Source organism: Paenibacillus sp. 1781tsa1 (assembly GCF_024159265.1).
GTDB lineage: Bacteria > Bacillota > Bacilli > Paenibacillales > Paenibacillaceae > Paenibacillus.
This window is the reverse complement of sequence record NZ_JAMYWY010000001.1, coordinates 2,420,167-2,433,932: the sequence shown is the minus strand read 5'-3', so window position 1 is coordinate 2,433,932 and position 13,766 is coordinate 2,420,167. Positions and strand designations below refer to the sequence as shown.

Below are 13,766 nucleotides of genomic sequence, written 5' to 3'. Positions count from 1 at the left end.
GAAGACATATGCGGCTCCCGGCCGGGGAACCCGGCCTTTTTCCGGCATTTCGGATCGTCCAGCGCCTGTTCCCCGACTATTGTTCAAGTCCGGGAAGAATTACATGTACATGCCACCATCGACATGCAGCGTCTGCCCTGTCATATAAGATGAAGCCTGTGAAGCCAGGAAAGTGACTACACCGGCGATTTCATCCGGCTGACCCAAACGGGACAATGGAATACCACTTAGCATACCGTCCACCAGCTCTTGGGACAACTCTTTTGTCATATCCGTCTCAATGAAACCTGGTGCAACACAGTTGACTGTGATTCCACGAGAAGCCAGTTCACGAGCAGATGCCTTCGTCAGGCCAATAACTCCTGCTTTGGCAGCAACATAGTTCGCTTGTCCAGCATTACCGAGCACACCAACAACCGAGGAGATATTGATAATTCTTCCCGACCGTTGTTTCATCATTGGACGTGTAACCGCCTTAAGGCAGTTAAACACACCTTTGAGATTGGTTTCAATAACCTGATCGAATTCTTCCTCTTTCATACGCATGATCAGATTATCACGGGTAATACCAGCATTATTCACCAGAATATCAACGTTGCCCCAAGCTTCGAGTGTAGCTTTGACCATTTGTTCAGCTTCATCCATCAGGCCCACATTGGCTTGAAGTGTAATCGCCTTAACCCCTTTGGCACGAATTGCTTCCGCCACTTCCTCAGCTGCCGCTTGGCTACCCGCATAATTCACGGCTACGTTCGCTCCAGCTTCTGCCAGTGCCAGTGCAATACTGCGCCCAATGCCCCGGGATGCCCCGGTAACGAGTGCATTTTTACCCTCTAATGGTTTAGACATAATCATTCCTCCTTTCCCCAAATCTAATCCATGCTAATCACTTCAACGCACTTGCCGTTGCTTCGAGCGTTTCAAGACTGTTCACATTGTACAGTTTAACGGTTTTATCTGTTTTTTTAATCAAACCGGTCAACACACTGCCAGATCCAATCTCGATGAACGTATCCACACCCTGCTCAATAAGCCATGTCACACTGTCTTCCCATAATACAGGAGAATAGACCTGAGCCGTTAACAAATCCTGAAACTGTCCATCCTCTGCAGGTCTTGCAGTCACATTAGCGACTACAGGGACCGCTGCCGGTGAGAACGTAACGGTTTTCAGTTTCTCTTCCAGCTTCTCAGCCGCGCCCTTCATCAATGAAGAGTGGAACGGACCACTTACTTCAAGTGCAATGGCGCGTTTGCCGCCCGCTTCTTTCACTCGTTCCGCGACAGCAGCTACGCCTTCCTTCACACCAGAAATGACGATTTGTCCCGGACAATTCAAGTTGGCAAGTTCAACCGCATGACCACTTTCAGATACGTCACGGCAAAGCACCCCCAGCGCTTCCCGATCCGCACCCAGCACAGCAGCCATCGCTCCTTGTCCACCAGGTACTGCCTGTTCCATATACTGACCACGTGCCCGTACAGTGCTCACTGCGTCAGCAAACGAAAGAACGCCCGCTGCCACCAGTGCACTGTATTCTCCAAGGCTGTGTCCAGCCGTATAGTCAGGCTGAATTCCTTTTTCTTTGAAAGCTTCAAGCAAGGCAATACTTGCTGTCAACAGAGCCGGTTGTGTATTTGATGTCTGTTTCAACTCGGTCTCCGGTCCTTCAAATACAAGGTTGCTCAGCGAGAAACCCAATGTTTCATCTGCTGTGCGAAAAATCTCGGTTGCCGCAGGCACGGACTCATACGCGTCCTTAGACATGCCTACAGCCTGTGATCCCTGTCCGGGAAATACAAATGCTATTTTACCCATCTCATTCATCTCCCAGATGTCTATTTTACCAAACGAGTACCGATGCTCCCCATGTCAAACCGCCACCGAATCCAACCATCAGGACGGTATCTCCGGCTTTCATGCGACCTTCCTCTGCCGCTTCTACGAGAGCAAGCGGAATGGAAGCAGCCGATGTGTTTGCATACTTATCCACGTTGACTACAACCTTCTCTTCAGGAAGTTCAAGTCGTTGCATCGCAGATTGGATAATCCGAATATTCGCTTGGTGCGGAACAAACAGATCCACATCCGTACGCTCCATACCAGCCTTGCGTAATACCTCAATGGTAGCCGTACCCATGACACGTACTGCAAACTTGAACACTTCTCGACCGTTCATGTAGATGTAATGCTTTTTATTTTCAACGGTCTCTGCGGAAGCAGGCAGACGGGAACCGCCGCCTTCCATCTGAAGAAGACTACCGCCAGCACCTTCGGCGCCGAGATCGAATGCTTTGAATCCGCGACCTTCCGGAACTTCACCAACGACTACCGCGCCTGCTCCATCACCAAAGAGGACACATGTGTTACGGTCTGTATAATCCGTAATACGAGACAAGCAGTCCGCACCAATAACAAGTGCATTGTTGTACATACCGCTTTGGATGAAGCTCGTAGCACTTGCCAAACCGTATACAAATCCGGAACAAGCAGCCGACAGATCAAATGCCGCCGCACCTTTTGCACCCAATTTGTCCTGCAAGATGCAAGCTGTTGATGGGAACGAAGAATCCGGGGTAATGGTTGCAACAATAATCAGATCAAGATCACTACCTGTCATGCCAGCAGATTCAAGGGCTTTCAGAGCCGCTTCATATGCCAGATCAGATGTTGCCTGATCGGGTGCAGCGATGTGACGCTCTTTGATTCCTGTACGACTGACGATCCACTCGTCATTGGTATCGACCATTTTCTCCAGATCGCTATTCGTCAAAATTTTCTCAGGCACATATTTCCCTGTACCAATAACCCCTACTGGGCGCAAATTATTCATGTCGTCACTCACTTCCCGCTAATTTCCTTAGATATGCTCTCTACCAGCTGATTCTGCACTGCAATCCGAGCTTGGCGCACAGCATTTTTGATGGCATTGCCATCAGCAGATCCATGACTTTTTACAACCAGTCTGCTCAAACCGAGGAGCGGCGCTCCGCCATGCTCCGTATAATCCAGCTTCCGTTTAAGCCCACGCAACTCAGGCATCAATACAGCTGCAGCCAGTTTACTTTTGAGAGAAGATGAGAATTGTTCCTTAAGCAAGGCGAAAATGGCACCTGCTGTGCCCTCCAGCGACTTCAGCAGTATATTTCCTGCAAAACCGTCACATACAAGCACATCACAAGCACCAGTCAGCACATCACGTGCCTCCACATTACCAACAAAACGAATGGGGAGTTGTTCCAGTAAAGGGTATGCATGTTTGGTTAACTCATTTCCCTTGCCTGGCTCTGTTCCTACATTGAGCAATCCCACTCGCGGGGACTCTATGCCCTGTACTTTTTGCCGATACAAACTGCCCATCAGGCCATATTGCGCAAGATGCTCCGGTTTGGCATCCATATTCGCTCCGAGATCCAGTGCAAGCACACCTACATCATCAATCGTCGGAATCATGGGCGCAAGCGCCGGACGTTCAATTCCTTCCATCCGACCTACAACAAGCAAACCCGCTGTCATCAGCGCTCCGGTATTGCCTGCCGAGATCATCGCGTCCGCTTCGCCCTCTTTCAGCATGCGGCCTGCAACCACCATGGAAGCATCCTTCTTGCGACGTACTGCTTTTACGGGTTCATCATCCGAACCAATAACTTCGGAAGCATGCCGGACCGTAAGATTGGCAGGTCTCACACCTGACTGACTCAAAAGAGGCTCCAGCTTGGCTTCATCGCCGATCAGGACGATCTGTGTGTCCGCCCATTCCGTGGCTGCGGCGATCGCACCTTCTACCGTTGATGCAGGTGCATTGTCGCCTCCCATGGCATCAATGACGATTTTCATTCCAAATGACCTCCTTCTCCGCTGTCTTCTCCACCTGAATGGTAGATTACAAAGTTGCCTTGAAACACCATTTCTTCACCTACATAAGTGAATACTTCCACTTTGGCTTTGCCCGTTTGACCTGGAATCGATCTCACATAAGCCTTCGCAATACATTTCTCTCCCAAATGAACCGAACGGACAAAGCGAATGTCTGCAGATGCAGTCAGCGCGATCTCGTCATTAATAATGGCTACAGCCAAGGAGTTGGCCTGTGCAAAGACATAGTGCCCACGTGCAATCCCTGTTCTTGAAAACACATGTTCTTCCTTAATCTCAAACAGGGAAATCCCGCTCTTGTCCAGCTGTAAATCCACAATATCACCGATAATCTCATGCAGGGGCAACGAGCGTACCTGGTCATACGAGCGCTCTGCCATCAGTTTCATCCGCTCCCGAAGTTCGGGTATTCCAAGTTCCAGTCTGTCAAGACGAATCGTCTGAATACTCACCTTCAATTGGCGCGTAAGTTCCTGATCCGTCACAAACGGGTTCTCTTCTATCATTTTGGTTAACTGCTGTTGCCTCTGTCTCTTCGGTACACGTTCGATGCCTGACACCCCCCGCTGTATCGTTTACGGAACCGTCCCATCCGGCCAGTTCAACCATTCTTTCGTGTTGCTTCTATAGTTGCATCCCTGGTCACCAGGGTCGTTCTCAAACGGATTATGGTTCATCTATATGTAACGTCAAATCTTAGAACCTGGTACTAAACTATAGTATATCTCATCCCGTGTCAAAAAGAAAGGCTGGCCTAACAAAAACAATTCACCCTTATGGAGCAGGAATTTCATGGCTTGTTAACTCACTCTACCTACACTCTCTAATCCAAAAAAAGTAGCACCTCATCGAAATGAAGTGCTACTTAATGTCCAACTATTATTGAGAGATGATCTCTCTTGCTTTGTACGTTCCGCACACTTTGCACACGTGGTGACTAAGTTTAAGTTCGCCACATTGTTCACATTTCACCATGCCCGGTACAGCCAATTTAAAGTGAGTGCGACGTTTGTCGCGACGCGTCTTGGACGTTCTCCGTTGAGGTACTGCCATTATTCCCACCTCCTTATCAAAATCAACCTTTGCAGGTAGTTGTTACGTTCGATTTTCAATCATGCTCATTTAAAAAAATCCTTGAGCCCTGCAAGCCGCGGATCGATAACCTGGTTATCACAACCGCAGTCACCTTCGTTCAGCTCATGGCCACACTTGGGGCATAACCCTTTGCATGTATCGCTACATAGCGGTATAAACGGAAGATCCAGCAGAAAAGCTTCCTCGGCATAACCTTTCAGATCAACGCTATCCCCATCCACATAGAGCGTATCGTCGTCTTCGTGTAATTCCTCTGGCTGTTTTCCCTGCTTGAATTGCTCATGAAAATCAATATGAAAATGTTCATTGATCGGCTTAAGACAACGGGAGCACAACATGTCCACTCCTACGGTCAGCTTGCCATGAACATCCACAACGTCACCTTCTCTGAATTCTGCAGATAAATCCGCAGTCAGGGGGGTAACGGCTGTGATATCTTGTCGGTTAGAAACCAGTTCCTTGATATCCCACTGTTCGTTAAACTTCAGGGGGCCATCACTGGTAGCCACTTTGCGAAATGGCATTAACATTTCCATCACTCCAAACGAAACCAATTTCATAATTCATGTCAAACGTATCACGACAGTTATACAGGTCAAGCCTGCTTTTGTAAAGCAATAAATCCTGACTGTATGTATTCTGACGTTTCATCGTTAAAAGTATTATGAAATTGACTTAACAAACAAAAATCATTATACCGATTTTTCAAGACGTTTGTCAACACTTTTAACTTTACACCCTTTTTAAAAACATGGACCACACAGCCGTTTACTCCATCTGGTCTATTATAGACTCACTTCGAGATAAACTACAAGTCGTCATTTTAGTTGTAGTTTCTTGCAAACACCGGTCGCATTTCGTTAACGTTTAGTGTGATCTATATCACACAGACCTTCTTGCCCCCTACCTATACTTGCTATAAAACGAAGCACAATCAGCTTCATAACCGGTTCATTATCCAACTATCGCATATCATATCGGGAGGGAAAATGTATGTTAAGTGAACACACTATTAGAGTCATTAAATCTACAGTCCCCGTTCTTGAAGTCCACGGCGAAGCGATCACACGTGATTTCTATCAAACGATGTTCACCGCTCATCCGCTGGGAAGGATTTCGTACCTTCAAGGTTGCCCAGAAAGTGCAGGAAAGTGAAGTCATCACATCCTTTTACCTCGTCCCCGATGATGGTCAGCCTGTCGCCAGTTATGAACCGGGACAATACATCAGTATCAAAATCAAACCAGAGGCACAGTCATTTACCCAGATTCGTCAGTATAGCCTTTCAGATATACCGGGTAAACCCTGCTATCGCATTTCCGTTAAACGTGAGCTGGGTGGATTAAGACGTCCTGATGGAGTCATATCCACGTATCTCCACGATCACATTGAAGAAGGTAGTCAAATGGAACTATCCGCTCCTGCTGGCGAATTCACGCTGGATAGCGACGATAAAAGTCCTGTTGTTCTCTTGAGTGGTGGTATCGGTCTAACCCCCATGATCAGCATGTTAAATACACTGGTTCACTTGGACAAAAACCGCAAAATCACATTTTTGCATGCAAGTCCGAATGGTCAATCTCACGCGTTCCGTGATCATGTGAACAGTCTGGCCGAACGTTATCAGGGCGTTAACGCTTATTATTGTTACACTCAACCTTCTGCTTCTGATCGTGAAAATGAGTTTTTTCATAAGGAAGGTTATATGGATGCAGTCTGGCTTCGCCAAGTGATTGATGAACTGGATGCCACCTATTATCTGTGCGGACCCGTTTCGTTCATGCGTTCAGTGTAATGTGTAATATACAATAAATTTGCAGGCACAGTCTGACATCCGTTGATGTCGGATTTGTGCTTTTCTTGTCTGAATGGGTGCATGATTTGATCTAATACATGACATCCCCTATGATGGAATGGATGTTATACATACTCGGTTATGCAATTGAAAGGAGTACGTCTAATCATGAGAGCCGTAGGCGTCATTGTTGAATATAACCCCTTGCACAATGGGCATGTCTATCATTTGCAGGAAGCTCGGCGGCTAAGCGGCGCAGACGCCGTTGTTGCGGTCATGAGCGGCCCTTTTCTCCAGCGTGGCGAACCCGCCATCGTGGGTAAAAGGGCTCGCACCGAGATGGCGCTGCACGCAGGTGCGGATCTCGTGCTTGAACTGCCGGTGGCTTATGCTGTGCAACCGGCGGAGTGGTTTGCCTTCGGTGCGGTGTCCTTGCTGGACCGCACCGGCATTGTGGACTCGCTCTGCTTTGGCAGCGAGTCCGGCGACCTGGACAGCCTGCAGCGCATTGCGCGCGTGCTGGCTGTGGAGCCCGCAGGGATGCGCGAGGACATCGCGCGCCGCCTGCGGGAAGGCGCCAGCTACCCCGCCGCGTACGCAGGCGCGGCGGCGGCACTGGCGCCCGGCGGCGTCGATGTTCACGACGCCGCTGCACTGCTGGAGCAGCCCAACAATTCGCTTGGGCTGCACTACCTGATCGCGCTGCAACGACTTGGCAGCGCGATCCAGCCCTTTACGGCGGCGCGTACCGGTGCCGCGTATCATGAGGCGACGCCCGGGCCGGGGGCGATCGCCAGTGCCACAGCCGTCCGCCGCCTGCTGATGGCGGACGGGCCCAGCGCCGCCGTACCATACGTGCCGGCGGCCACTCTTGCCATTCTGCATCGCGAATGGCAGGAAAACCGCGCTCCTATGCACTGGGAGCGCTTTGCACAGCCGCTGTTTCACCTCGCGGCCACACGCCGTGCCACCGAGCTGGAACGCATCGCCGAAGTCACGGAAGGCTTGGAACATCGGCTGAGCCGTACACTTGCTCAGCTCCCGGAGCCTTCAGTCGAAGCACTCCTGAATGCACTGAAGACCAAACGATACACACGCACAAAGCTCCAGCGTATGCTCGCCCACCTGCTCCTGAATCACACCAAAGCCGAGTGTTCACCAGAGCAATTGGCTGCCGGCCCCGGATATCTCCGAGTCCTCGGATTCAATACTCAAGGGCAGAACCTGCTTAAACAAATGAAGAAGACTGCATCGTTGCCCGTTGTGCTGAAACCTTCAACGTTCACGCACAATCAACTGGAACTGGATATCCAAGCCCAGGTTGCGTATGGGATCGCTTGCGAGCATAGGGACACACGCAGGATGTTCAGTGACTACTATGAGTCACCTGTGAGAGTGTAATCGACTTCTGACCATACGTATTCTGTTTTGATAAGCAAAAAATCCCCTTGCTGCGCGCCGCTCAGGCACATCGCAACAAGGGGATTCCCTCATTTAACCCTTTGAATCTGCTGACACTCTCATTTCTCCTGATCACACTTCATTTGCTGCAATCCATTTTTTTCGATATCATCCGTACTCATTCATCAGTTTCAACACAACTTAATCTCTTCCCGCCCCATTGGAATCCTATGATTTCACGGATAAGGTTTTCAGATAAGCCAGCGCATCATCCACCTTGCTCACAGGCACAAGTTTCATTTTGGTGCCAATCTGTTTAGCCTTGGCTGCTGCTTCCTTATAGTTATCCTTCGGCACAAAGAAGATCTCCGCTTCTTTCCGGTCAGCGGCTACAATCTTGTGCACTACGCCACCAATGGCACCGACCACACCGTCCTTAGTAATGGTACCTGTACCCGCAATTCGATGCCCCTTGGTCAGATCTCCAGGTGTTAACTGGTTATAGATCTCCAACGTAAACATCAAGCCGGCAGACGGACCACCAACCTGAGTATCTGTGAAGGAAATCTGTTTGTCCGGATCTTCAGCTTTCACCTTCTGAACCGCACCAATCATTACCCCGAGTCCCGGGCGGGTTTCTCCCGTTTTATTGTCTTTTACCTGAATCAGTTTCACGTCCCGGCTAATGGTCTCTCCGCCACGTTCCAGTTGCATTTCGACGGTATCTCCAACCTTTTTATCTTTTAACTGGGCAGAAAGCACCGTATTATCCGGCGTAGCTGTCCCGTTCACTCCAAGAATAATATCGCCTGGAGCAATGTCTCCATCGGGTTTTGGATCTTCGGACAGTCCAAATACAAAGATATGTTCAGGTACAATAGAGTAAGCCACACCAGCCTGTTCATATGCAGCCTCCATTGCGGAGGATTGCGAGTCACTCATGAACCACACCTGTTCGGCAGAGTATTCCGCTTCGCTTTTGCCGCGCAGTCGGTCTTCCTTTTTATCCACTTGAGCATTTTGATTGAACAGAGAGGTTCCTAGCAAAAACACATTGGCATATGTTGCCGACACGGTCGTCATCATGAACACACCGCGTTCTTCCTGGTCCCCACCCTTGACGGTTACCATTGGTTTTACTTCATCTGCACTGCCAGGCATATATATGATATACGGCGTTGGCATGTACACAGCAACATAGACGACCAGAGCCACCACGATCACAAAGATCGAAGCTCTGAATCCGCCAGATTTCCGAATCCGATTCATCGCATGAGCCTCCGTTCTTTGTATCTCTATACAAGCCGAATTCTACACTCATCAGCGATCGTAATTCCACCTTGTGAATACTGTCATTCTCCGGTTAGATACTCGCTCTGTGTAATGCAGATATTCAGCTCATCTTATTTCATCATTTTTTTCAAGTCTAACACTCTGGTCCCTGTGCATACAATGGTACAGGCCGGATAGGCCGCTGTATACAATAGCCTGTCCGGTCAAGGCCGAACCGCCCTTCGGGCGTCATTCGGCCGTCCATAACGATTCAGATGCCGAATCGGCGTTATCTGATATGAGGTGAAACGATGACATTACAGAGCGAGGTTAGAGATTCTGGCCCATTACGAACGATAATCCTAAGTACCGGCGCTTTAATGTTGGTCATTGCGGTAGTTGCCTCCCCCAAAGAAGCGTTTGATGCCTCTATTCAAGGTCTGGATATATGGTGGAAAATCATTTTCCCTGCCATGCTCCCATTCCTCATGTTATCCCAAATGCTCACTGCGTTTGGCTTCACCCATGCAATCGGCGCCTTGCTCGGACCGTTAATGCAACGATGGTTCAGACTTCCAGGCAACGCAGGTTTGGCGATTGCCGTTGGCATGTGCGGCGGATTCCCCGCAGGAGCAGATGCGGTGTCCCGTTTATTTCAGGATAGACAAATTACCGCCAAGCAGGCGGTTGTCCTTGCGGCGGCGTCTCATTTTGCCAATCCAATGATGATCATACTGGTCGTTGGTGCTGCTTTTCTTCATCAGCCAGCGGCCGGATATTTTCTACTCGTGGTCCACTGGATCAGCGGCTGGATCGCTGCCATTCTTGCCACGCGTCTCCTGCCTGCAACGGGTAACCAGAATAACCGGGTTGGCTTGACAGCTGTGCAAGCAGATAACAGCTCTGTTGATTCTCAGCCTGCAAATCCTGCAAGTTCCATAAGTCGCTCATCTGCACCCCACCACTCTACATACAAACGACGCAGTATATGGTCTGATATGATGATTGCAGCGAGGGAAGCCCATAGTCGTGATGGAAGAGGGTTTGGCAAACTGCTCGGTGACACCGTATCCCAAGCTGTGCAGACCTTGATGATGACTGGAGGATACATGATCGGTTTTGCCGTGTTTATCCGATTGGTCTCCCTGTATCTGACTCCCGGGTCCACTGCTGCACTGTGGCCAGCCTTCTTTGAGCTTCACCTGGGTACCTACCATTTGAGTCAGACTTCACTTACACCCGCGCTGCTCATGTCTCTACTTGCAGCCATACTGGGATGGGGTGGTTTATGTTCCCATCTGCAAGTCTCTGCCGTCCTGAAAACCACTGGTCCAAGCAGCAAATCGATGCTGTACTTTGCTGGAGTTCGTCTGACTCATGGATTAATCGCCTTTTTCATCAGTCTGTTCCTATGGATGCCGTTCAGCCGTTACAGCACAGAGGTCTGGACCACATTACAGACGAATGCAGAGCAGGACCTCTCGACACCATTCGGTTGGCTATTCATACATAGTCCAGGTAACACATATACGATCAACACCATTTGGAGCGTCTTCCCTGCTGCATGCATGGGTCTTGCGTTACTTCTTGCAGTTATGATTAGTCTATCAGGTCTTACCTTCTGGTTTAACCGCCGGTTTTCTCGCTGATTTTCTGACGGAGCGCTGCTTCCACCTCAGGTGATACAAGATCTGTAACATCTCCATGATAATGAGCGATTTCTTTGACGATGCTGGAACTTAAATAGGAATACTTCGGATTTGTCATCATAAATATCGTTTCCGCATCCGGATTTAACTTGCTGTTGGTCGATGCCAATTGCAACTCGTATTCAAAATCAGTTACCGAGCGTATACCACGAACGATGACCTGGGCTTCCTTTTGCCGGACGTAATTGGCAGTCAGATCGCGGAAACTGTCCACCTCCACATTGGGTAGATGGCGGGTTACTTCCGTGATCAGTTCTTTGCGTTCCTCCACTGTAAACAGCGGATTTTTGCTCATATTGTTCAACACAGCCACAATGACGCGATCAAATTGCTTCGACGCTCTGGCGATAATATCCAGATGCCCCATCGTCACGGGATCAAAACTTCCAGGATATACGGCGATCCGTTCCTGTCGGTGTATCATTTCAGTCATGAGGAGCCTCCTCTTTCGGTGTAATGGATTCTCCATCCTCCAATGCTTCAGGCGCATAATAATAGATGGATACTGCCGTCTCCCCATACAAAGCCTTGCGCGTTTGTTCAAACGGGCCGAATTGCTCAGGGTAATCATGTTTGGATTCATATTCAAGCACAATGGTTGCTTCGGGTTCCAGAAGTTCCAGTTCGTGCATGGTCAGCATCAACTCGTGCCCGTTCTTCATGCGATATGGCGGGTCGAGAAATACCAGATCAAACGTTGTGCCTCGCTTGGCGAGTGCCTTCAATGCACGACCTGCATCATTACGGTATACAGCCGCCTGGTCTTCCAGCTTGGTCGCCTTCAGATTCATGCGGATCACTTCAATACTTTTTGATTCCAAATCAACAAAAACAGCCTTGTCCATGCCGCGGCTCAGCGCCTCAATTCCGAGACCCCCACTGCCTGCAAACAGATCCAATGCTGTGCCGCCCTCAAAATAAGGACCAACCATGCTAAATAACGCTTCCTTCACCTTGTCGGTGGTCGGTCGCGTACCCGTGCCAGGAACAGCCTTCAGCGGCCTGCCTTTCGCACTCCCAGATACCACTCTCACTGACGAGTCACCTTTTCTCTATGTAAGTTTATTGATAAGGCTATCGTACCACATTCGGGTTCGGTTTGAAAAATGCGCGTTCTTCATTCCATTGGAAAATTGTTGCCGAATTGTTGACGCATATGTATAAAAAGGAAACAATCGGGCGATTCTATAATTATCGACATCACAAGTGTCGTAGACAACCGCGGAGAAGACTTACGTTTCCCCATAAGCTCTTCGTCCGGTTTCTCCTCTCCCATGAAAAAGAAGCTCTCGAAAGAGGGCTTCTTTTTGTTGTTTTTATTTTAATTTAATATGTTAGTTATACTTTTCTTCAAATTCACTTATTTCGGCTTGCTCTTCGGTTTGCATCCATCCAATCTCCCTTAGCCACATCTCCATATCTGCGATAAATTCATTTGTGTTTAGATGTTCAATCTTGTACTTCTGTATTTTTTCACTCCAAAAAGCATAAAACTCATGGCTTAACACATATCGTTGTTTGCTTTTACTTAATGTCTTATAACGATCCTCGCTGACCACCAAATCAAAATAGATGACATTATCCTTCTTCACATGCCTAACCGTTGATTTCCTATCGTATTCTTCAGGAAGGCACCTGAAAACAAAGAAGAGTTCTATATCAACGACTTGATATTTGGTTGCTGCTTTATCAAAAACAGGCTGCAGTTCATCCGAAAGATTGGCAACTTGCGTTAACCCTGACGTGTCCGTTGATTTGCCCAAGATCATGATTAAGCTCCCCTTCGCTCATTTCCATTTCACATTTGTAATCCGCATTCCTAATCCAACAAAAAAGGCTGACTAGTGATGTAAACTCCGTCAACCTTTCCGATGTTCATCCTTTTTTGCCTTACCCCAACGTTGCAAGACCTTACGAGTTCAGCTCTCGATGTTTTCGATTGGAAAGTCGTAAATTGATCAATGGAATGAGGAGTAAAACAACCGGCAAGAGAAGATTCATTGAACGTGTCTTAATCATCATGAAGGTAATAAACAGCACGGCGAGCCAGGTTATAATCTCCATCATTTCATATTTGGTTAACGTCAACTTGAAAGCTTTTTTCGAAATAAAGCGAACCAAGAAATAAGCGATTAAACCATAGAACAAGATCATGCCCAATATGGCAACAAGAATTATCAGGTACATATCCATCATAAAAATCACCACACCTCTAAGTCATTACCTTAATTTTACCATATAAGAAAGATGGTGTCATTCCAGTTTTCTAATCCGTGCCCTTTGAGATTGGCCAATGCAGGTTTACTTCTCTTCTACTACAATCGTTGCATTGTAGATCACAACACGCTTCCCATTAAGATCGAATAATACTTTATTGCCGTATTCCGTATCTTCCACGTCGATTTTGCCATCATAGGTCTGAATCAATTCACCGTTATTGCTGTACACTTTAACAACCCTCTCCAGGCCGCCCGAGTTATTGGACCTCATCGTTTTGAGTGCACGTTCACCTGAAGCCGTATTGAAATACCATATGAAACATCCAACTATGATGCCCAGAGAGACCAACACCGTCACCCATATACCTGTCTTTGCTTTTCTACTCATCTTGACCCCC

The 13,766-nt window shown here is 48.3% G+C and carries 16 protein-coding genes; 3 read left to right on the top strand and 13 right to left on the bottom strand.

From position 1 onward, the window contains the following. Nucleotides 1-99 precede the first annotated feature (99 nt). From fabG to NKT06_RS10880, 7 genes are all read right to left on the bottom strand, one after another. Complete coding sequence (gene fabG, locus NKT06_RS10910; RefSeq protein WP_017689228.1) at nt 100-849, bottom strand: 3-oxoacyl-[acyl-carrier-protein] reductase; 750 nt, start codon at nt 847-849, stop codon at nt 100-102. A 37-nt stretch (nt 850-886) separates the two neighbouring features. Then, the gene (fabD, locus tag NKT06_RS10905; RefSeq protein WP_253433692.1) at nt 887-1,819 is read right to left on the bottom strand and encodes an ACP S-malonyltransferase; all 933 of its coding nucleotides are present in this window, start codon (nt 1,817-1,819) and stop codon (nt 887-889) included. Nucleotides 1,820-1,844: 25 nt separating this feature from the next. After that, nucleotides 1,845-2,834: a beta-ketoacyl-ACP synthase III gene (locus tag NKT06_RS10900; protein WP_253433689.1), complete on the bottom strand. Its 990-nt coding sequence runs from the start codon at nt 2,832-2,834 to the stop codon at nt 1,845-1,847. Between the two features lie 8 nt (nt 2,835-2,842). Continuing rightward, nucleotides 2,843-3,838 carry a phosphate acyltransferase PlsX gene (gene plsX, locus NKT06_RS10895; RefSeq protein WP_017689231.1) on the bottom strand — a complete coding sequence of 332 codons (996 nt, stop codon included), beginning with the start codon at nt 3,836-3,838 and terminating at the stop codon, nt 2,843-2,845. Continuing rightward, entirely contained in the window at nt 3,835-4,383 is a 549-nt protein-coding gene (gene fapR, locus NKT06_RS10890) for a transcription factor FapR (RefSeq protein WP_253442489.1), read from the bottom strand. Before fapR ends, plsX begins: the two co-directional genes overlap by 4 nt. Before the next feature lie 373 nt (nt 4,384-4,756). Further along, nucleotides 4,757-4,930: a 50S ribosomal protein L32 gene (gene rpmF / locus NKT06_RS10885; RefSeq protein ID WP_017689233.1), complete on the bottom strand. Its 174-nt coding sequence runs from the start codon at nt 4,928-4,930 to the stop codon at nt 4,757-4,759. 65 nt (nt 4,931-4,995) lie between these two features. Beyond that, a complete protein-coding gene (locus NKT06_RS10880) occupies nt 4,996-5,502 on the bottom strand; it encodes a YceD family protein (protein ID WP_253433686.1) in 507 nt (168 codons plus the stop codon). 539 nt (nt 5,503-6,041) lie between these two features. Here NKT06_RS10880 and NKT06_RS10875 point away from each other — a divergent pair. After that, nucleotides 6,042-6,767, top strand: coding sequence for an FAD-binding oxidoreductase (locus NKT06_RS10875; RefSeq protein ID WP_253433683.1), 726 nt, complete (start codon nt 6,042-6,044; stop codon nt 6,765-6,767). 168 nt (nt 6,768-6,935) lie between these two features. Next, a complete protein-coding gene (locus NKT06_RS10870) occupies nt 6,936-8,168 on the top strand; it encodes a nucleotidyltransferase (RefSeq protein ID WP_253433680.1) in 1,233 nt (410 codons plus the stop codon). 228 nt (nt 8,169-8,396) lie between these two features. Here NKT06_RS10870 and NKT06_RS10865 read toward each other — a convergent pair whose 3' ends face one another. Continuing rightward, entirely contained in the window at nt 8,397-9,437 is a 1,041-nt protein-coding gene (locus NKT06_RS10865) for a SepM family pheromone-processing serine protease (protein WP_253433677.1), read from the bottom strand. A 314-nt stretch (nt 9,438-9,751) separates the two neighbouring features. Here NKT06_RS10865 and NKT06_RS10860 point away from each other — a divergent pair, with 314 nt between their 5' ends. Beyond that, the gene (locus NKT06_RS10860) at nt 9,752-11,089 is read left to right on the top strand and encodes a nucleoside recognition domain-containing protein (protein ID WP_253433673.1); all 1,338 of its coding nucleotides are present in this window, start codon (nt 9,752-9,754) and stop codon (nt 11,087-11,089) included. On the opposite strand, the gene coaD is transcribed toward NKT06_RS10860, so the two are convergent. The 5 genes from coaD to NKT06_RS10835 all read right to left on the bottom strand — a co-directional run bounded on the left by coaD (nt 11,067) and on the right by NKT06_RS10835 (nt 13,756). Next, nucleotides 11,067-11,573, bottom strand: a complete 507-nt coding sequence (gene coaD, locus NKT06_RS10855; protein WP_085981453.1) for a pantetheine-phosphate adenylyltransferase — start codon at nt 11,571-11,573, stop codon at nt 11,067-11,069. The two genes, NKT06_RS10860 and coaD, sit on opposite strands and share 23 nt — an antisense overlap. A gap of 1 nt (nt 11,574) precedes the next feature. Continuing rightward, entirely contained in the window at nt 11,575-12,183 is a 609-nt protein-coding gene (rsmD, locus tag NKT06_RS10850; protein WP_253433670.1) for a 16S rRNA (guanine(966)-N(2))-methyltransferase RsmD, read from the bottom strand. Nucleotides 12,184-12,483: 300 nt separating this feature from the next. Beyond that, complete coding sequence (locus tag NKT06_RS10845; RefSeq protein ID WP_253433666.1) at nt 12,484-12,918, bottom strand: hypothetical protein; 435 nt, start codon at nt 12,916-12,918, stop codon at nt 12,484-12,486. 142 nt (nt 12,919-13,060) lie between these two features. After that, nucleotides 13,061-13,345, bottom strand: a complete 285-nt coding sequence (locus NKT06_RS10840) for a hypothetical protein (RefSeq protein ID WP_253433663.1) — start codon at nt 13,343-13,345, stop codon at nt 13,061-13,063. A gap of 105 nt (nt 13,346-13,450) precedes the next feature. Continuing rightward, complete coding sequence (locus NKT06_RS10835; RefSeq protein WP_253433660.1) at nt 13,451-13,756, bottom strand: hypothetical protein; 306 nt, start codon at nt 13,754-13,756, stop codon at nt 13,451-13,453. Nucleotides 13,757-13,766 lie beyond the last annotated feature (10 nt).